Source organism: Nonomuraea sp. CA-141351 (genome assembly GCF_050944675.1).
Lineage (GTDB): Bacteria > Actinomycetota > Actinomycetes > Streptosporangiales > Streptosporangiaceae > Nonomuraea.
On sequence record NZ_CP191982.1, the window covers coordinates 4,280,952 to 4,298,470 of the forward strand.

The following is a 17,519-nucleotide window of genomic DNA, read 5'->3' on the forward strand; positions in this document are numbered from 1 at the left end:
AAGGCGGTCCCGTGCTCCGCTGGTGAAGACACTCCTGAGTGCGGGGAGGCAATGCCCCGCCGGTCTGACCCCCGTCATCGGGTCGTGGAGGCCGCCTCTTCGCGAGGCGGCGAAAGTGCGGTGGCACCGGGAGTTCCCTTCTCCCCCGCACTCCCAAGGGGTCATGCAATTCCTTATGAGGAGCTGTAATGATCTCTCGTGTCTTGTCGGCGGAGCTCGCTGAGCACGCCGGGCAACGAGTGACGATCGCCGGCTGGGTCCATCGCCGCCGGCAGCTGAAATCCGTGTCCTTCCTCGTCGTCAGGGACCGTACCGGCCTCTCCCAGGTGGTGGCCGCGCGCGAGCTCCCCGGCGAGGAGAGCGTCGTCGAGGTCACCGGCACCGTGAAGGCCAGCCCGCAGGCGCCCGGGGGCGTCGAGCTGGTGGAGCCGGAGATCGAGGTGCTGTCGGAGCCGTGTACGACTCCGCCGTTCGACCTGTACCGGCCCGTCGTGCCGGCCGGGTTGCCGACGATCCTCGACCACGCGCCCGTGGCGCTGCGGCACCCGCTGCTCAGGGCGCCGCTGGAGATCTCGGCCGCGAGCGTGGCCGGGTTCCGGGAGGCGCTCGACGGACTCGGGTTCACCGAGATCCACACCCCGAAGATCGTCGCCTCGGCCACCGAGTCGGGCGCGAACGTCTTCGGCATCGACTACTTCGGCAGGCCCGCCTACCTGGCGCAGTCGCCGCAGTTCTACAAGCAGGCGATGGTGGGGGTGTTCGAGCGGGTGTACGAGGTCGGGCCGGTCTTCCGCGCCGAGCCGCACGACACCGTACGCCATCTGGCCCAATACACCAGCCTCGACGCCGAGCTGGGCTTCATCCGTGACCACCGGGACGTGATGGCGGTGCTGCGGGAGGTGGTGGCGGGCATGCTGGAGTCGGTACGGCGCAGCGCCTCCGCCGCCGTCGAGCTTCTCGAAGCCGTGCTGCCCGAGGTGCCCGCCGAGATCCCGGCCATCCACTTCGCCGAGGCGCAGGAGCTGACGGGCTCGCCGGAGCCGGACCTGTCGCCCGCGCAGGAGCGATGGCTGTGTGAGTGGGCGGCGCGGGAGCACGGGTCGGAGTTCCTGTTCGTCACCGGGTATCCGATGTCCAAGCGGCCGTTCTACACCCACCCCGACCCCGCGCGGCCCGGGTACTCCAACGGGTTCGACCTGCTGTTCCGTGGGCTGGAGCTGGTGACGGGCGGTCAGCGGCTGCACCTCCACGCGGACTACCTGGCGGCGCTGGCCGCCCGGGGGGAGGGCCCGGAGGCGTACGAAGGGTACTTGCAGGCGTTCCGGTACGGGATGCCGCCGCACGGCGGGTTCGCGCTCGGGCTGGAACGGTGGACTGCTCGGCTGACGGGCGCCGCCAACATCCGTCAGACCACCGCCTTCCCCCGCGACCTGCACCGGCTCTCGCCATAGGCCCTTACGGCGCACGACCTGGGAGTGTCGCCTCGACACGCCATTCACCGTTCACTAGAAAGGATCAAGCCAGGACCTGGGGAATGACGTAGATCGGGGCGCGGATGAACCGGCTCACCACTAGGTGGCCATGGTATGTCTCGCTCGTACCGGTCGCCCTGATCGCCACAGGGATCTTCGTCAACCTCCTGTCTCCGCGTGACTATTGGGGCGACTACCAGATGGGGGCCGCGGTCGTGCTGGCCGGAGCGCTGCTCTCGCTACGGCAGACGATCGCGGTCGGGGCGGCCCTCGTCCTGGCCGAGCTGGCGCTGTTGATCAAGGACGGTTACTTCGGTCATCCTCCCGGCACGTTCTCGTTGCTCAACGCGGTGTTCACGGCGCTCGTCGGCCTCGGGGTGAACCTCGTGGTCGCTCGCCATGAGCGCCGTCTGAAAGCGGTGCGTTCCGTCGCTGAGGCCGCCCAGCGTGCCGTACTGCCCACACCGCCGACATACGTCGGCCGGCTGGCCATCGCCGCTGCCTACAGGACCGCGCAGTTCGAGGCACTGATCGGCGGAGACGCGTACGCCGTACAGGACACGCCGTACGGCACCAGGCTGCTGATCGCCGATGTGCGGGGCAAGGGCCTGGGCGCGGTCGGCACGGTGTCCGTACTGCTGGGCGCGTTCCGGGAGGCGGCGGACCAGGCAACCGACCTTGTGGTGCTGGCCGAGCGTGTGGAGCGCGCACTGGTCAAAGAGGCCTCGTCGCGCGAGGAGGACATCCGGATGGAGGGGTTCGTCACGGCCGTGCTCGGTGAGATCACACCGGGCGCGGACCGCGTGCGGCTGCTGAACTACGGCCACCCCCCGCCGTATCTCCTCGAGGGCGACACGGTCTCCTCGCTGGACCCGGGCGAGCCGAGCCTTCCCCTGTGCATGAGCAGCCTGGGTGCGCCGCAGCCGGAGCCGGAGGACTGGCCGTTCCCGGTCGGGAGCACGCTCCTGCTGGTCACCGATGGAGTGACGGAGGCCCGGGACCATTCCGGGACCTTCTACGAACCGGCGCGCCGGCTCGGCGGCCAGGGCCCGTTCCGGCAGCCGGACGAGGTGGTCGAGGCCCTGGTACGTGATGTCGAGCGCTGGACCGGCGGTCCGCGCGATGACGACATGGCGATTCTGGCGATCACCAGGTCGGCCTGAGGCCCGGGCTCACCCGGGTCTGCGAGAACCCCCGGGACGTGGCATCAGCAGTGCGACGGCCGCGCCGAGCAGGCAGATGAACGCCGTGACCAGGAACATCTCCGTGTACTCCGTATGCAGCGCCGCCTGCACCTTCGCGGTGTACTCGGCCAGTTTCCGCTGGTACGTCACCATGTCCACACCGAACGGGAGGGGCGTGTCCAGGTGGGCGGTCAGCGACTGGAACCGGTAGAACCCCCACGCCGACACCGCCGCGATGCCGATCAGCATGCCCATCATCCTGGCCACCACGACCGCCGCCGACGCCACGCCGTGCTGGGCCGCCGGGCTCACGCGCAGCACGGCCGAGGAGACCGGAGCGATGACCACGCCCAGGCCCAGACCGGCCACCACCAGGTCGATGTCCACGACGAGACCCGCGCTCTCCAGCTCGAGCGGCCACCGGCTCATCAGCCAGTAGCCCGCCGCCCCCAGCGCCATGCCCGCCACGGCCACGGTGCGGTCGCCCAGCCTGCGGCCCAGGAGACCGCCCAGCAGGGCCCCGACGGTGAGCGCGGCCAGGAACCTGGCGAGGACCAGCGACGCCTCCAGCCGGTCCTCGCCGAGCAGGGTCTGGGCGGTGAGCTGGACGAACACCATGGTCACGAGCAGCGCTGCCCCGGCCAGTAAGCTCACGGCCAGGGTGGCGAGCAGAGGGCCCTTGCGGGTGGCGGAGAGATCGAGGAGGCGGACCGGCGAGCGGATCTCCCACCACACGAACACCCCACCCGTCACCGCACCGGCCGCGATGACGACGAGGCCCCAGGGCGGGAGCACGGATTTGGCCGGGTCGGGGTTGTAGAGGCCCACGACCAGCAGGCCGAGCGCCAAGGCCAGCAACGCCCCGCCGACGACGTCGATCCGCCTCGCCGACGGCTCGGACCGGCCCCGGTCGCTTGCCTCCTGCCCCGCCACGCCGATGGTGGCGACCTCCTGTCCGGCGGTGCCGAGGGCGTCGGCCGAGCCCGGCGGCACGCGCGTGGCGCCCGCCGTCCGCGCTGCCGCGTCCGTGGCGGTTGCCGTCGGGTTTGTGGTGGGGTCGGTGCCGAGGCACTCTGTCGCGTCGGCGGCGCTCGCCGGGAGGCGCGCGGTGGCGGTGTCGGTTGGCGGCGGGATCGGGTGGTCGTTCGCGGGGGCCGCTCGACCAGCCGTACCGGACGGGACCGTGAGCTGCACCGCGACGGCGGCCAGGGCGGCGAGCGGGATGTTGATCCAGAAGATGGCGTGCCAGCCGCCCAGCTCCACCCCCGCCACCACGGTGGCCGGGATCCCCGCCAGCAACCCGCCGTACAGGGGCCCGAGCGCGCTGCCGAGCTCTTGGGCCGCCCCCACGGCCCCCAGCGCCACCGGCCGCTCGTGCTCGTCCCACAGGTCGCCGATGAGGGCCATCGTGATCGGCAGCAGCGCCCCGCCGGCCACCCCCTGGACGGTACGCCCGGCCACCACCATCACCTCGCCGGCGGCCAGGGCCGTCAGCACCGAGCCCAGCGCGAAGGCGGCCAGGCAGGCGTGGATCAGCGGCCGCCGGCCGTACCGGTCGGAGAGCTGGCCGAGCAGGGGCATCGCGGCGACGTACCCGAGCAGGAACCCCGTGACGATCGGCGTGGCCCGCTCCAGGTGGTTCAGCGGGATGCCCACGTCCTCGGCGACGTCGATCAGGACCGTCACCACCACGTACGCGTCGAGCGCGGCCAGCAGCACCACCGCGCCCCCGGCGCCGAGCACGACCCGGCGGGCGCCCCTCATCCGGCGGCGGGCGGCGTGATTGTGACCGGCGCGTCGTAGTCGCTGAACGACACCGTCACCGTGCCGCCCTGCAACGGCAGGCTGGCCTTGGTGAGCCTGCTGGTGGCCTTGTCGAGCCAGACCTTGCCGTTCACGCCCTGCGTGACGCCCGGGATGATCTGCCCGAGAACCTGCCCGGGGAACGTCGTGGCCACTCGGTACGAGTCGCCCTCCAGCGCCTCCACCTTGGGATCCGTGGACGAGGCGAGCAGTTGTGCGATGCCCTTGGTCGGCTCGAGGATCACCGAGGGGTCGTAGAACTGCGCGAGCTGCTGCCGCGTCATCTTCTGGAAGCCGCCCGTCGGCCCCTTGAAGTGCACGGTGTCCCCGATCAGGGCGAAGCTGACCTCCTGCAGGGTTCCCAGCACCTCGATCGTGATCGTTCCGTCGGCGTCACCGGCGGCCGTTAGCCTGCCGTCGGCCTTCTTGACCGGCACCTTCGGCTTGCCCTCCGTCGCGATCGAGAAGCTGGCCGACTTGACGCCCTTCATGGCCTCGGCGGCCTTCTTCATCAGGTCGGGACCGGCGGGCAGTGCGTCGCCGCCGCCCGACGAGCACGCCGACACCAGTGCGAGAACCGCCACGATCAGAAGCTTTCGGAGCATGAGCGGATCGTAGCGAGCGCTTGGGAACGTCCGTGAGCCGTCGCGCATATCGGTTGAGTGTCAGCGCAGCTTCCTCAGATGCTCGAGGATCGGCTCGTAGGCCGCCTCGAGCGCTTCGAGCTGCTCGTCGCTGAGGCGGTCGACGAAGTGCTCGCGCACGCTCGCCACGTGGTCCGGCGCCACCCGCTGGATCGTCTCCCAGCCCTCGTCGGTCAGCACCGCGAACGTGCCCCGCCGGTCGTCGCGGCAATCCTCCCTGGTCACAAGGCCCTTGGCCTCCATGCGGGAGATCTGGTGCGACAGCCGGCTGCGTGACTGGATCGTCGCGTCCGCCAGGTCGCTCATCCGCATGCGCCGGTCTTGGCTCTCCGAGAGGTTGACCAGGATCTCGTAATCGTTCAGCGAGAGCTGATGCGCTTGAAGCTCGCGATCCAGGCGGTGCATGAGGAGCTTGTGCAGCGCCAGATGCGTGCGCCAGGCACGCTGTTCGGCGGGTGAAAGCCAGCGAGGCGCGCTCATGATCCCCAATGTAGCGCACGTAAAGTGGAGCCCTATGGAGCAGCGGGAGCCGGCGGAGAGCCTGGGGACCGTTCTGGTCGCCGGCGCGGCCAACCTGACGATCGCGCTGGCCAAGCTCGTCGCGGGCCTCATCGGCGGCTCGGCGGCCATGCTGTCGGAGGCCGCTCACTCGGCCGCCGACACCGTGACCGAACTCCTGCTGCTGGTGGCGGTGCGTCGTGGAGGGCGGCCCGCCGACCGGAGGCATCCGTTCGGGCATGGCAAGGCCGGGTTCTTCTGGGCGATGATGGCGGCCGTGGCGACGCTGGTGGGCGGCGCAGGGTTCTCGATCACGCACGGCCTGCACGAGATCAGCCACGGCGAGAAGCTGTCGAACCTCACTCCCTCGTACATCGTGCTGGCCGTCGCGTTCGTCATGGAAGGCGTCTCGTTGGCAAAGGCGTACTCCCAGCTGCGCGTCCAGGCGGCGCGCTACCAGTTCCATCCGGTACGGTTCGTGCAGATCACCTCCGACACCGCGCTGAAGGCCGTGCTGTTCGAGGACGCGGCCGCCCTGGTGGGCCTGCTCATCGCGACCGTGGGGCTGGCCGGGTCGCAGCTGTCGGGCTCGCCGCTCTGGGACGGCGGGGCTTCGGTCGTGATCGGCCTGCTCCTGCTCGTGGTGGCGCTCACCCTGATCAGGTCGAACCTGTCGCTGCTCATCGGCCAGGCCGCGTCCCCGCAGACCGAGACCGGCATCCGGGCCGTGCTGCTGGCCCAGCCGGAGGTGGAGGACGTGGTCGAGCTGCTCACCATGATGATCGGGCCCGGCTCCATCCTGGTGGCCGCGAAGATCGACTTCCGGGACGAGGCGAGTGTGGCCGGTGTGGAGATCGCCTGCGACGAGGTGGACCGCCGGCTGCGAAAAAGCTTCCCGGGAGTCAGCCAGGTCTTCCTCGACCCCACCCCGACCCGTCGCCGCTGACCCCCTCCGGCTTATCCGGGGATCGGCACCCTTCTGGCAGGGGTGTCCGTGACGACGGCCACCCTGATGTCGGGACCGGCGCTCCACTCCAGCAGGTGGCGGCCCGCCAGGTCGTCGCCGCCCGCGTGCAGCGTGTCGAGCGTCAGCTCGCCGCGCTTGATCAGCGCCTCCTTGCGCGTCCAGTGCCTGATCAGCTCGTCGTTGCCGGCGACCAGCGCGCGCTCGCGCGGGGTGCAGACCCGGTCGGCGAGCGACAGGTCCAGCGGCCCTGGCGGCACGTGCTCGGCGTCCACGCCGACCTTGCCGGGCCCGGCCGCCGCGCACACGTAGCCGCGCGTGTGGCTGAAGCTGACGCCCAGCTCGGGCGCCTCCTCGATGTACGGCTTGCCGTGCCCTGGACCGTGCAGCTCGCAGCGTTGCAGCAGCGTCACCTTGTACGGCTCGGTGCCGAGCACGGCGGCGGCGCAGAACCGCACGAGCAGGTGGGCGGCGACGTAGCTCGCTCGATCCGCCGCGAACCGGAACCGGCCGGCCCGATCCATCTCCACCTCGGTGAGCCAGTCCTCCGGGGCGCGCACCTCGTCGGGGCGGCCACCCATCGCTAATGGGCCGATGGTCAGTCCTTCTTCTTGTTGTCGGCGGTGAGGTTGTACTGGTCCTCCGAGGCCGCGCCGAGCACGGTCACGTCATGGATCTTCCAGCTCCCCTTCTCCTTCACAAGACTGATCTTAAGGTGCGAGTCCTTGACGGAGCGGATCGCCTCAGAAGTGTTCACCTGCTGGTCGACGACGACGATGGCGTGCGCGGTGGCCTCGTCCACGTCGGCCAGGTAGACCTCGCGTACCGTGGCCTGCGAGACGGCCTTGAGCTTGACGATGACCTGCGCCATCGCGCCGCCGAACGCCGCGTCGTAGGTGGCCAGGAAGTCGCCCGTGGCCTGGGCGGCGAGGGTCGAGCGGGTGGTCTGGAGGTTCTGGTAGTCGTAACTGAGCAGGGCCTTGCTGAACGCGCTCGCCGCCCCGGACACCTCCAGCCGCAGCGCCCGCTCGGTCTCGAGCTTGGCCCGCGCGTCCTCGGCCTGGGTGGCGGAGATCCACTGCAGGACGGCGGTGGCGGCGAGCGCGGCCACCAGCATCGCCGCCAGCGTCCCGAGGATCCTGGCCCGCGTGACCCGCCCCCGGCTCTTGACCGCCCCTTCGCCGGACCCCGAACCCACCACGGCCGGCTCCTCGCCGTCCGTCGCTTGCTCGCCCTCGGAGGTCGCGTCCGCCGGTTCGGCCGACGGTTCCGTCGTGGCGGGGGCAGCGGTGTCGGCGGGGGCCGCGTCGGGCTGGGCCTCCTCGGTGCGGGCTTCCTCGGCGAGGTCCTGCTTGGTGGTCATGAAGACTCCTTACGACGGCGGGCGGCCCGGCCCGTCGCGATCCAGCCCACGATCCCACCGCTGGCCACCACGGCGAGGAATATCCCGGCAATCAGGGGAGTGGTGTTCAGCGGGATGGGGGACGCGGGGTCGGTGGCCGCCACGGCGCTGGGCGACGCGGTGGCCTCGGGGCTCTTGTTCGGTTTCTCGGTGTCCTTGGCCACCGGGCGAGCGGACGCGGCGGGCGAGGGGGTGTCCGCCGGTCCGGCGGCGTCCCGCTGATCGTCCTCAGGGGAGTCGCGGGAGTCGCCCGAGTCGTGGGAGGGGGCGGGGCAGGAGCGCAGCGCGGGCACGGTGGGCGGGGCGATGGCGCTCGCGTACTCCTCGGCGGGGGTCGGCCCGCCCGGCACGCTGAAGATGAACGCCGTCCTCCCGTAAACGGTGTCGCCGGTCCGGTGGCTGATGTCGTTCGACAGGCTGAGCGCGGTCGGCACGATGCTGAGCAGGTGGTGCACGTTCCGCTCGGTCTCCGGTGAGAACACCGGCTGGTGCGGCAGTCCCGCCGCCGTCAGCAGGCACGAGAATCCCGGCCGCGACTTCTTGATCGCCGTGTCGAGCCGGGCGAACACCCCCGGCCCTTGGTCGAGGAAGGTGTTCAGGTCGGCGCGGGAGTCGCGCAGCGTCCCCGTGACCGTGCGGAGGTCCGTGATGCCCGAGGCCAGCTCGCCCCGCTTCCCGGCAAGTGTGTGGGTGAGGTGGGTGAGCTGCACCGACAGGGAGTCGAGCACGTCGGCGTTGTCCGCCAGCGTGCCGGTCAGCGAGTGGGCGTCGTCGATGATGTTCCTGATCGCCGGGGCCCGCCCGTCCAGGGCCACGGCCAGCTCGTGCGTGATCGTCTTGGCGTCCTCCGGCGGCACCGCGTTCAGCAGTTTGCCCACGCCCTCGAACAGCTTCTTGTAGTCGAGCGGCACCGACGTCTTGGCCAGCGGGATCGTGTCACCGGCCGCGAGCGAGGGACCGGTCACGCCGGTGGCGGGCGGTGAGAGCTCCACGTACGGCTCGCCGATGGCCGACTTGCGCCGCACCTCCGCCGTGAGGCCCTTCGGCAGCCGGACCTCCTTGTCGATGTCGAGACCCACGACGATCTTGCCGGGCGCCAGCCGCACGTCGCCGATCTTGCCGACCCGCACCCCCAGGTACGCCACGTCGAACCCCCGGATGAGGCCGGGCGACGAGACGAACTCGGCCGACACCCGGTACGGCCGCTCGATGGCGTCGAGCCGGATGATCGTGCTGAACGCCCAGACGGTCATGACGACACCCAGGGCGACAAAGAACCCTAAATTCAGATAAATCCGGTTTCTCATCGCGGCGGCTCCAGCAGCAGGCGGAAGTCCTCGACCCGGTTCGGCAGCAGCGTGTCGTTCCCTGACGATCTCTGGGGCATCAGAACGCCCTTCAGCCAGAGGTAGATCAGCACCTGCCCGTTGACCGTGATCGGCGGCGCGTCGATGAACTTCTGGAGCCTGGCCACCAGCGTCTTCAGGTCCTCCTTGCCCCGCTGCATGGCCGACGAGATGGCCTCCAGCTCCAGGAGCAGCTTCCTGAGCCGGGCGGCGTGCCGGGGGTAGACGGTGAGGTTGGCCTCCTTGGCCAGCTTCGTCAGCGCGACGATCGCCTTCTTCACGTGCTTGCGCCCGTGCGCGATGCGCGCGGTGGCCGAGGCCAGCGTGCCCGGCAGCCGGTCCAGCTCGCCGCTGCCCTTGGCGAGGTCGTCGCCCAGCCGGGCCAGCGCGTCGATGCTGGTGCCTATGTCCTTGCGGGCCGCGGCGTAGGCGTCGGTCACCTCGGCCGTCTGCTTGATCAGCTTGTTGACGTCGTCGCCCTTCCCGCCGAAGGCGGTGGAGGCGGCGTCCAGGATGGCGTTCACGTCCTGGGCGCCGAGCGCCTCGATGAGCGGCCCCGCCTTCGCGGTGACCTGCTCGATGTCCGGCTCGACCGACGTCTCGGAGATGGTGGCGCCGTCCTTCAGGTACGGCCCCGTGGCCAGGTCCCTGCCCGCGGGCGGCGAGAGCAGGACGTAGTTCTCACCCAGCACCGACGTCTTGGCCACGGTGGCCGTGCTGCCCACGGGCACCCGGTGCGCGGACTGGATCGACATCGTCACCTTGGCCCGGTAGCCCTCCAGCCGGATGTCGGTGACCGTGCCCACCCGCACGTCGGAGATCTGCACGCTGTGCCCGGCCACCAGGCTCTGCACGTCGTCGAAGGCCGCGTACAGGGTCATGTCCCCGGTGGTCGCGCCGAGCGTCTGCAGCGAGCACGACGCCGTCCCAGAGAGCGACATCGCCAGCGCCAGCACGGCGGCCAGCAGGCGGGCCCTCATCGCTGCCTCCCCTGCTGCTGGAAGGGGCAGTTGCTCAGCTTGGCCGGCAGGCACGGCACGTCGCCCAGGTTCAGCGCGTCGAACAGCGGCGTCAGCCACGCCCTGGTCATCGCGTTGAGCACGACGCGGATCTTCAGCACGTGCTGCTTCCTGTCCCACGAGTCGATGAGCACGTCGGCGAAGTCGGCCGCGCCCTTGACCGCCTGCGCCATGGACGCGCTGTTGGCGCGTACCGTCAGCACCAGCTCGGCCAGTGTGCTCGCGGCCTGCGGGAGGCGTTCGGAGTACTGCTCGATGATCACGTCACCGCGCCGCACGAAGTCCGCCATGCCCGAGATGAACGTGCGCAGCCGCTGCCGCTCCTCCGCCAGGATCGCGCTGGCCTCGGCGAAGGAGTCGATCGCGCCCGTCACCTGGCTCTCGCGCTTGTTGAGGCTGGTGGCCAGCCGGTTCAGCCCCTTGGCCAGATCGACGAGCTGCTGGTCCTGCTTGGCCAGGGTGCCGGTCAGCTGGGAGGTGTCGGCGATGGCGTTGTTGATGGTCTTGCCGCGCCCCCTGACCCCGTCGGCCAGGGTGCTCGCCACGGAGCCCAGCTTCTTGTCGTCGAGCGCGTCGGTGAGCTTGGTGAACGCGTCGAGCGCGTCGTCGATCTCCACCGGCAGGTCCGTCCGCTCCAGCGGGATCGTGCTCCCCGGCGTGACCTTCTGGTCGCCGGGCTTCCAGGGAGGATAGAGGACGACGTTCCGCTCGCCGAGCGTGTTCTGTGGCGCGACCACGGCCTTCACGCCGGCCGGGAGCGGCACCTGCCGATCGACCAGCAGGTCAACGCGCACTTTATCCCCATCAATGCGGATTTTGTCGACATATCCGGCGTCGAGGCCCATCACCTTCACCCGCGCCTGCTCGTACAGGGCGGGCGCCTTGTGGAAGATCGCCACCAGCCGGTACGGCTCCTCGCCCAGCACCGTGCACCCCGATGTCAGCAACACCCCGAGCAGCAGGACCGCCACCAGTCGTCTCATTGGTCGCTCTTCCTGTCCTTCTTGATGGCGCCGAGCACCTCCGGGTTGACGGGGCCGAGGCCCGTGGCTATGGCCTCGAGCCACGGGCCCTGGCCGCCCATCGTGGACAGGCCGGAGAACGTCGGGCCTGCCCACGCGAGGAGCGAGTTGAGCTGCTTGTCGCTGTCGCTCAGCCGCGTCGTGATGGCCGCGTTGTCGTCGAGCACCTGGATGAGGGTCTTCTCGTGCTCGTTGATCAGCCGGGTGGTGCTGCGTACCAGGTCGCTGCCGTCGCCCAGCAGCGTGCGCAGCTCGTTGCGGCGCGCACGCAGCTCGGCCAGCATGATCTCGATGGCGTCGATGAGCCGCCCGAGCTGCTTGTCCTTCTTCTCCAGGACGTTCATGATCCTGGTGCCGTTGTCGACGAGCCGTTGCAGCTGCGGCTGGCTCTTGCTGATCGTGTCCGACAGGTCGCCGATGTTGCGCAGCAGGCGGGTGATGCGGCCGCGCTTGCCGAGGTCGACCTTGTCGAGCTCGGTGAGCAGGTCGTCCACGGCGTCGGTGTCGAGACGCTGGACCAGCCGGGTCGCGTCCTTGATGGCGTCGTTGATGAGGGTGGGCACGCCGGTCCGCGCCACGGGGATGCGCCGCCGGCTCTCGGGCAACTGGTCCATGTACGGGGCCGAGACGGCGCCGGTGAGCTTGACGTACCGGCCGCCGAGCAGGTTGGACAGGGCGATGTCGGCCCGGGTGCCGCGGCCGAGCCGCACGCCGTCGTCCACCTTCCAGGTGACGATCACGTACCCCTGCGTGTAGTCGGCGCGCACCTCGGTGACCTTGCCGACGCGCACCCCGGCGACCCGGACGTCGTTGCCGGTACGCAGCCCGCCGGAGTCCACGAACACGCCGGACATGTAGTAGCCGCTCTCCAGCAGCCCCAGGTTGCCCACCAGGAACGTGGCGACGAGGATCGCGGCCAGCGTGGCCATCGACACCAGGCCCACGGCGATCCTGTTGCGGTCGCGGAAGGATTTGAGCGCCATCACTCGCCCACCAGCAGCTTCTGGAGGTCCTTCGTACTCTGGACCCTGGTGTTGCGCAGCGGGGGCGGCGCCTGCATCCCGTACGGGCAGGGTGCGGCGCTCAGCGCCACGCACGGGACCGCGGTGACGAAGTAGTGGCCGCGGTCCACGGTCTGGTACGCCCGCGCGAACAGCGGCTGGAACGTGCTGACCGTCTTGTCGATCTCGCCCACGTGCCGCCTGATGCCGCCGGTCAGCCCGGACAGGTTGTCGACCAGGCGGCCGAGCTCGTCGGCGTTCTTGCCGAGCACCTCGTTGGAGGTGTGGACGGTCGTGGACAGCTCCACCAGAGCCTGGTCGATCAGCTGCCGGTTGTCGGCGAACGCCTCGGAGAGCGTGACGAGGTTGTCGACGAGCTCCTCGATCTGCTTGTCGCGCCGGGCGACCACGTCGGTGACGGTCGCGTAGTCCTTCAGGAGCTGCTCGATGGTCTTCTTACGCTCGTTGACCGTGGTCGTGATGGCGTTGACGTTGTCGAGCAGCCTCGGGATGTTCTGCTCGTTGCCGTTGAGCGACTTGGCGGCCGCGGTGAGGAGCTGGTTGATCTGGTCGGGGTCGAGGCTGCGGGTGAGCGGGCCGAGGTCGCTGACCAGCTGGCCGATGTCCACGACGGAGGAGGTACGGGTGATGCGCGACCCCGGCGGGAGCTTGCCGGGCGCGGTGCCGGGCAACAGGTAGACCACGCGCTGGCCGACGGCGTTGCGCCAGCGGATGGCGGCCTCGGTGTCCGCCGGCACGGTGATCCCCTCCTGCACCTCCATGGTCACCTCGGCCCGGCCGTCCACCACCTTGATGGAGTCCACCTGACCGACGGGCGCTCCGGCGATCTTCACCTGGTCGCCCTCGACCAGCCCCGACACGTCGTCGAACACGGCGACCAGGTCGTAGCCGCCGCCCGTGCTCACCCTGGCGATCTGCACGGCGATCACCGCGATCAGCGTCACGCACAGGCCGATGAAGAGCAGGAACCGGGCGAACGTCCAGGCGCGCCGCATGTCAGCGCCTCCCGTCGGTCGGGCCGCACGCGCCGACGACCAGCTCGCAGATGTCGGTCGCGACGAACGCCTCCACCTGGAGCTGACGGCTGTTGCCCGGGCCCGGCGCCTCGATCAGCTCGTTGAGCAGGTCCACCAGCCTGTTCAGGCCGCGTACGCCGTCCCCGGCCAGGCCGAGCTGGGCGTAGATGAGCGCGGCCACCCGCTCGCCGGAGTGCACGCCGGCCCGCAGGTCCTGCCGGTGCTTGGCCAGCCCGTGCGCGCCCAGCTCGGAGATGGAGGTGACCTCCTGCAGCAGTGCGCGTACCTTGTCGGCCCGCGCGAGCAGGTCGGGGGTGATGACGTTGACGTCGGAGGAGATCGCGACGAGATCGTCGCCCTTGTCCTGCAGAGTCGTGCCGAGCAAGGCGGCGTCGTGCAGGAACTGCCTGGCCCGCTCGCGCTGCCGGTGCGCGACGCCGACGAGCGTGCCGGCGTCGCCGATCAGCTCGCGCATGTTCTCGCCCTCGCCGTCCAGGCCCTTGGCCAGGGTGTGCACGATGACCGTGACCTCGCTCGGATCGACGGCGTTCAGGCCGCGGTAGGCGGCGCCGAGCGTGTCGGACAGGTCCAGCGGGCCCTCGGTGGCGGTGATGACGGCGCCGCTGGACAGGTACGGGCCGGTGGTCTCGCCGGAGCCGGGCTTGAGGTTGAGGAACTTGGGGCCGAACACCGACGCGGGCTCGACCGCGGCGACCGTGGACTGCGGCACCTTGACGCCGGGGTCGACGTGCATGGTGACCACGGCCTTGCCCTTGACGTCGAGCGACAGACCGGTCACCTCGCCGACCTTGATGCCGCGGATCTTGACGGGGGAGCCCGCGTCCAGGCCCTGCCCCGCGCGGGCGAACACGGCGTCGATCCTGGTCCCGCTGATCTCGGTGGCGGTGCGGACCACGTACAGCGTGGCCGCCGCCAGGACGACGAGCACGGCGAGCGCGATGCCCACCCGGGCGGCGAGGGGGAGTTGGAATCGGGTCACCGGCTCACCCCGTCAGCGGTATGTTGCCGCCGCCGCCCCAGAACAGGTACGACAGCAGCAGGTTGAGCAGCACGATCGTGACGATCGACTGGCGGATGGCGCGGCCCGCCGCCACGCCCACGCCCACCGGGCCGCCGGTGGCGTGGAAGCCGTGGTAGCAGTGGATGACGATGACCGCGAAGGCGAAAACAGCGACCTTGGCGACGCTGAACACGATGTCGCTGACCGGCAGGTACAGGTAGAAGTAGTAGTCGTACACCCCAGGCGCCAGGCCGAACAGGACCGTGCACATCATCCGGGTGGCGAAGAAGCTGGCGAAGAGCGCGATCAGGTAGATGGGCGTCAGCGCCAGCAGCGCGGCCACGACCCTGGTGCAGATCAGGTAGGTGAAGGCGTTGATGCCCATCACCTCCAGCGCGTCGATCTCCTCCGCGATCCGCATCGCGCCCAGCTCCGCCGTGAACGACGAGCCCACCTGCGCCGCCAGCGCCGTGGCCGCGATGATCGGGGTGATCTCCCGGACGTTCGCGAAGCTGCCCACCAGGCCCATGAACGACTCCGCGCCGATCGCCTGCAGCCCCTGGTAGCCCTGCAGGCCCACGGTCGCGCCCACGACGAAGGCCATCGTGAACACCACGAAGACCATGCCGCCGCCGATGACGGTCGCCCCGACGCCCACCACGACGTCGCTGACCTGCCTGAGGACGACCTTGAAGAACTTGAGCCGCAGGATGACGTCGCGTACGGAGTAGAACAGCACCTTCCACACGAACAGCGGCCAGTCGGCCAGCGTCGCGAACCGCTCCGCGACGTCCCGCCCACGCAGGGCGAGCCTGAGACCAGCCGTCCGTGTCACCATCACAGCGACCTCGGCGGGTAGGCGAGGAAGTAGACGGCCGAGATCACGTAGTTGAACGTGAACACCAGCATGAACGTGACCACGGTCGCCTGGTTGACCGCCCGCCCCACGCCGACCGGGCTGGTCGCGCAGGTCATGCCCTTGTAACAGGCGACGGCCGCCGCGATGAACCCGAAGATCCACGCCTTGAACAGCGTCACGTACAGGTCGGAGGCGACGACAAGGGAGAACGCGCCGTCGAAGTACGCACCCGGGGTGACGCCCTGGACGATCACGTTGAAGAAGTAGCCGCCGGTCGCGCCGGCCAGGATGACCAGCGGGCACAGGCACACCGCGATCGTGCTGGCCGCCCACATGCGCGGCGTGACCAGGCGGTGGATCGGGTTGATCGACATGACCTCCATCGCGCTCAGCTCGTCGCGGATGTGGCGCGCGCCGATGTCGGAGGTCATCGCGCTGCCGCCGGCCCCGGCGATCAGCAGCGCGCTGGCCAGCGGCGCCACCTCGCGGATCAGCCCGACGAAGACCGCGCTGCCCGTGGCGGAGCTGGCGCCCAGCTGCCTGGCCAGCTCGCCCACCTGCAGCGCCACGGTGGCGCCCAGCGGCAGGGCGACCAGCAGAACGGGCACGCTGGTGACGCGCGCGAGGAACCAGCACTGCTCGACGAACTCCCACCACCAGCGCTTGACGTCCCAGCTCCTGCGTAACGCCTCCAGGACGATGACGAACAGCTCGCCGACCTGGCCGAGCGCCGACCCGGCCCGGCGTCCGACATATCCGGACAGGGTCATCGGCCGCCCGTCCGCGCGCGAATTACCGCCATGACCACCTCCGCCGCCTACGGATGAGTCGCAACCCTACTGACGGGTTATCTAGTAGTCGATGACTTCATGGGAATTTGCGCGAAAGGTATGAGACGCAGGTCACATCTTGTCAGTCAGGTACGAAACGTGATCGCCCCGTTACACCGGGGCCCCCTTGACTCCGTCCCTAGGGGATTGTTTGCCTGGACCCAGGCTTGGAAGACTGAGGGGCAGAGGTGGTGCAGATGCTCATCGGGACGATCCTCCGCGCCAAGGGCAGCGACGTCGCGACCGTGACGCCAGGGGCCACAGTGCGCGAATTGCTGACCACGCTCGCGGAGCGCAACATCGGAGCCGTGGTGGTCTCCACGGACGGCTCCACCATTGAAGGCATCGTGTCCGAGCGCGACGTCGTACGCCGTCTCAACGATCGCGGCTCCGCGATCCTGGACGGCCCGGTGTCGGCGATCATGACGACGGAGGTGCACACGGTGGGGCCGGGCGAGAACGTCGAGTCGCTGCGGCGGACCATGACCACGCATCGGTTCAGGCACATGCCCGTGGTCGAGAACGGCCGGCTCGTGGGCATCGTGAGCATCGGCGACGTGGTCAAGAGCGCGATCGAGGAACTGGAGACGGAGAAGGCGTCGCTCGTCGACTATCTCCACCGTTGACAGTGATGGCACGCTTGGTCCGTGACGTACGGGCCGCCCCCTCCTGAATATCCGCGCGCGACGAGCAGTCCGCCGATCATCGTCCTCGTCGCCGGGCTCGCCGCACTGCTCGGATTCCTGCTGGGTGTCTCCGTGGGGTCCGGCGACTCCACGACGTCGTCGGACGAGTCCACGCCCCAGGTCACGGTCACGGTCGAGGACACCCAGCCCACGGAGCCGGAGGTCACGGGCCCCACCGAGCCGTCACCGTCTCAGACCGGGCCGTCTCAGGCTGGACCGTCTCAGACCGGCCAGCCCGTGCCCGGCCAGTCTCAGCCTGGTCAGTCTCAGCCTGGTCAGACGCAGCCCGGCCAGACACAGCCCGGCCAGACGCAGCCCGGCCAGACACAGCCGGGGCAGAGCGGCCAGCCCAGCGCCGGGACCAGCACCGGGACCAGCACCGGCCCCGCCATCAATCCGGCCTCGCTGCGCACGCTCGTCGTGGGCACGGACATCCAGCCGGGCACCTACCGCACGACCGGTCCCACCGGGGGATTCAGCATGTGCTACTGGGCCAGGCTGCGCAGCGCGACCGGCGAGATCATCGCGACCGGCATGCCGAAGGGACCGGCCAGCGTCACCATCGACGCCACGGACAAGGCGTTCCTGACCGGCGGATGCGCGGAGTGGACCAAGGCCTGACGCTTTTGTGCGTCAAACTCTGGACAAGAGAGCAGGAATGCGTCCACCCCGCTCAGACCGGCCGGTTCTGCTGCTCGATGTACTGGCGCAGGACACTGATGGGAGCGCCG

Annotated in this window: 18 protein-coding genes; 5 read left to right on the forward strand and 13 right to left on the reverse strand. The window is 69.9% G+C overall.

The genetic code is table 11. The annotated features are described in order from the left end of the window. Nucleotides 1-188 precede the first annotated feature (188 nt). Entirely contained in the window at nt 189-1,451 is a 1,263-nt protein-coding gene (gene aspS, locus ACQPWU_RS20280; RefSeq protein WP_433442243.1) for an aspartate--tRNA(Asn) ligase, read from the forward strand. A gap of 104 nt (nt 1,452-1,555) precedes the next feature. Beyond that, nucleotides 1,556-2,635 (forward strand): PP2C family protein-serine/threonine phosphatase, encoded by a 1,080-nt coding sequence (locus ACQPWU_RS20285; protein WP_433442245.1) that lies wholly within the window; start codon nt 1,556-1,558, stop codon nt 2,633-2,635. 9 nt (nt 2,636-2,644) lie between these two features. Here the strand turns inward: ACQPWU_RS20285 and ACQPWU_RS20290 are convergent, their stop codons facing one another. Genes ACQPWU_RS20290 through ACQPWU_RS20300 form a run of 3 tightly spaced genes read right to left on the reverse strand, consistent with a single transcriptional unit; the run spans nt 2,645 to nt 5,583 of the window. After that, nucleotides 2,645-4,420: an MFS transporter gene (locus ACQPWU_RS20290; protein WP_433442247.1), complete on the reverse strand. Its 1,776-nt coding sequence runs from the start codon at nt 4,418-4,420 to the stop codon at nt 2,645-2,647. Then, complete coding sequence (locus ACQPWU_RS20295; RefSeq protein ID WP_433442249.1) at nt 4,417-5,064, reverse strand: LppX_LprAFG lipoprotein; 648 nt, start codon at nt 5,062-5,064, stop codon at nt 4,417-4,419. Before ACQPWU_RS20295 ends, ACQPWU_RS20290 begins: the two co-directional genes overlap by 4 nt. 60 nt (nt 5,065-5,124) lie before the next feature. Beyond that, nucleotides 5,125-5,583, reverse strand: a complete 459-nt coding sequence (locus ACQPWU_RS20300; protein ID WP_433442251.1) for a MarR family winged helix-turn-helix transcriptional regulator — start codon at nt 5,581-5,583, stop codon at nt 5,125-5,127. Between the two features lie 34 nt (nt 5,584-5,617). Between ACQPWU_RS20300 and ACQPWU_RS20305 the strand changes: the two genes are divergently transcribed. Next, a complete protein-coding gene (locus ACQPWU_RS20305) occupies nt 5,618-6,547 on the forward strand; it encodes a cation diffusion facilitator family transporter (protein ID WP_433442253.1) in 930 nt (309 codons plus the stop codon). Nucleotides 6,548-6,558: 11 nt separating this feature from the next. On the opposite strand, the gene ACQPWU_RS20310 is transcribed toward ACQPWU_RS20305, so the two are convergent. The 10 genes from ACQPWU_RS20310 to ACQPWU_RS20355 are packed head-to-tail and all read right to left on the reverse strand — an operon-like array spanning nt 6,559 to nt 16,042. Further along, a complete protein-coding gene (locus ACQPWU_RS20310) occupies nt 6,559-7,146 on the reverse strand; it encodes a 4'-phosphopantetheinyl transferase family protein (RefSeq protein ID WP_433442255.1) in 588 nt (195 codons plus the stop codon). A gap of 17 nt (nt 7,147-7,163) precedes the next feature. Further along, the gene (locus tag ACQPWU_RS20315) at nt 7,164-7,928 is read right to left on the reverse strand and encodes a hypothetical protein (RefSeq protein WP_433442257.1); all 765 of its coding nucleotides are present in this window, start codon (nt 7,926-7,928) and stop codon (nt 7,164-7,166) included. Further along, entirely contained in the window at nt 7,925-9,274 is a 1,350-nt protein-coding gene (locus ACQPWU_RS20320; protein ID WP_433442259.1) for an MCE family protein, read from the reverse strand. Before ACQPWU_RS20320 ends, ACQPWU_RS20315 begins: the two co-directional genes overlap by 4 nt. After that, nucleotides 9,271-10,293: an MCE family protein gene (locus ACQPWU_RS20325; RefSeq protein ID WP_433442261.1), complete on the reverse strand. Its 1,023-nt coding sequence runs from the start codon at nt 10,291-10,293 to the stop codon at nt 9,271-9,273. The genes ACQPWU_RS20320 and ACQPWU_RS20325 overlap by 4 nt, the downstream gene beginning before the upstream one ends. Continuing rightward, nucleotides 10,290-11,315, reverse strand: coding sequence for an MCE family protein (locus tag ACQPWU_RS20330; protein ID WP_433442263.1), 1,026 nt, complete (start codon nt 11,313-11,315; stop codon nt 10,290-10,292). Before ACQPWU_RS20330 ends, ACQPWU_RS20325 begins: the two co-directional genes overlap by 4 nt. After that, a complete protein-coding gene (locus tag ACQPWU_RS20335; protein WP_433442265.1) occupies nt 11,312-12,337 on the reverse strand; it encodes an MlaD family protein in 1,026 nt (341 codons plus the stop codon). Before ACQPWU_RS20335 ends, ACQPWU_RS20330 begins: the two co-directional genes overlap by 4 nt. Beyond that, nucleotides 12,337-13,371: an MCE family protein gene (locus ACQPWU_RS20340; RefSeq protein WP_433442267.1), complete on the reverse strand. Its 1,035-nt coding sequence runs from the start codon at nt 13,369-13,371 to the stop codon at nt 12,337-12,339. Before ACQPWU_RS20340 ends, ACQPWU_RS20335 begins: the two co-directional genes overlap by 1 nt. 1 nt (nt 13,372) lies before the next feature. Next, nucleotides 13,373-14,392 (reverse strand): MlaD family protein, encoded by a 1,020-nt coding sequence (locus ACQPWU_RS20345; protein WP_433442269.1) that lies wholly within the window; start codon nt 14,390-14,392, stop codon nt 13,373-13,375. Nucleotides 14,393-14,396: 4 nt separating this feature from the next. Continuing rightward, on the reverse strand, nt 14,397-15,251 hold the full coding sequence (locus ACQPWU_RS20350) for an ABC transporter permease (protein WP_433442271.1): 855 nt from the start codon (nt 15,249-15,251) through the stop codon (nt 14,397-14,399). After that, nucleotides 15,251-16,042: an MlaE family ABC transporter permease gene (locus ACQPWU_RS20355; RefSeq protein ID WP_360704816.1), complete on the reverse strand. Its 792-nt coding sequence runs from the start codon at nt 16,040-16,042 to the stop codon at nt 15,251-15,253. Before ACQPWU_RS20355 ends, ACQPWU_RS20350 begins: the two co-directional genes overlap by 1 nt. Before the next feature lie 257 nt (nt 16,043-16,299). Between ACQPWU_RS20355 and ACQPWU_RS20360 the strand changes: the two genes are divergently transcribed. Together ACQPWU_RS20360 and ACQPWU_RS20365 are read left to right on the forward strand one after the other, a co-directional pair. Continuing rightward, nucleotides 16,300-16,728 (forward strand): CBS domain-containing protein, encoded by a 429-nt coding sequence (locus tag ACQPWU_RS20360; RefSeq protein ID WP_433442274.1) that lies wholly within the window; start codon nt 16,300-16,302, stop codon nt 16,726-16,728. 21 nt (nt 16,729-16,749) lie between these two features. After that, on the forward strand, nt 16,750-17,409 hold the full coding sequence (locus ACQPWU_RS20365; RefSeq protein WP_433442276.1) for a hypothetical protein: 660 nt from the start codon (nt 16,750-16,752) through the stop codon (nt 17,407-17,409). The last annotated feature ends 110 nt before the right edge of the window (nt 17,410-17,519 follow it).

What these genes read in the sequence shown, in the direction of transcription:
- aspS (WP_433442243.1), top strand. Translation starts at nt 189, where the DNA reads ATGATCTCTCGTGTCTTGTCGGCGGAGCTCGCTGAGCACGCCGGGCAA.
- ACQPWU_RS20330 (WP_433442263.1), bottom strand. Translation starts at nt 11,315, where the DNA reads ATGAGACGACTGGTGGCGGTCCTGCTGCTCGGGGTGTTGCTGACATCG.
- ACQPWU_RS20355 (WP_360704816.1), bottom strand. Translation starts at nt 16,042, where the DNA reads ATGACCCTGTCCGGATATGTCGGACGCCGGGCCGGGTCGGCGCTCGGC.
- ACQPWU_RS20285 (WP_433442245.1), top strand. Translation starts at nt 1,556, where the DNA reads ATGAACCGGCTCACCACTAGGTGGCCATGGTATGTCTCGCTCGTACCG.
- ACQPWU_RS20305 (WP_433442253.1), top strand. Translation starts at nt 5,618, where the DNA reads ATGGAGCAGCGGGAGCCGGCGGAGAGCCTGGGGACCGTTCTGGTCGCC.
- ACQPWU_RS20335 (WP_433442265.1), bottom strand. Translation starts at nt 12,337, where the DNA reads ATGGCGCTCAAATCCTTCCGCGACCGCAACAGGATCGCCGTGGGCCTG.
- ACQPWU_RS20325 (WP_433442261.1), bottom strand. Translation starts at nt 10,293, where the DNA reads ATGAGGGCCCGCCTGCTGGCCGCCGTGCTGGCGCTGGCGATGTCGCTC.
- ACQPWU_RS20300 (WP_433442251.1), bottom strand. Translation starts at nt 5,583, where the DNA reads ATGAGCGCGCCTCGCTGGCTTTCACCCGCCGAACAGCGTGCCTGGCGC.
- ACQPWU_RS20290 (WP_433442247.1), bottom strand. Translation starts at nt 4,420, where the DNA reads ATGAGGGGCGCCCGCCGGGTCGTGCTCGGCGCCGGGGGCGCGGTGGTG.
- ACQPWU_RS20315 (WP_433442257.1), bottom strand. Translation starts at nt 7,928, where the DNA reads ATGACCACCAAGCAGGACCTCGCCGAGGAAGCCCGCACCGAGGAGGCC.
- ACQPWU_RS20350 (WP_433442271.1), bottom strand. Translation starts at nt 15,251, where the DNA reads ATGGTGACACGGACGGCTGGTCTCAGGCTCGCCCTGCGTGGGCGGGAC.
- ACQPWU_RS20320 (WP_433442259.1), bottom strand. Translation starts at nt 9,274, where the DNA reads ATGAGAAACCGGATTTATCTGAATTTAGGGTTCTTTGTCGCCCTGGGT.
- ACQPWU_RS20310 (WP_433442255.1), bottom strand. Translation starts at nt 7,146, where the DNA reads ATGGGTGGCCGCCCCGACGAGGTGCGCGCCCCGGAGGACTGGCTCACC.
- ACQPWU_RS20295 (WP_433442249.1), bottom strand. Translation starts at nt 5,064, where the DNA reads ATGCTCCGAAAGCTTCTGATCGTGGCGGTTCTCGCACTGGTGTCGGCG.
- ACQPWU_RS20340 (WP_433442267.1), bottom strand. Translation starts at nt 13,371, where the DNA reads ATGCGGCGCGCCTGGACGTTCGCCCGGTTCCTGCTCTTCATCGGCCTG.
- ACQPWU_RS20360 (WP_433442274.1), top strand. Translation starts at nt 16,300, where the DNA reads ATGCTCATCGGGACGATCCTCCGCGCCAAGGGCAGCGACGTCGCGACC.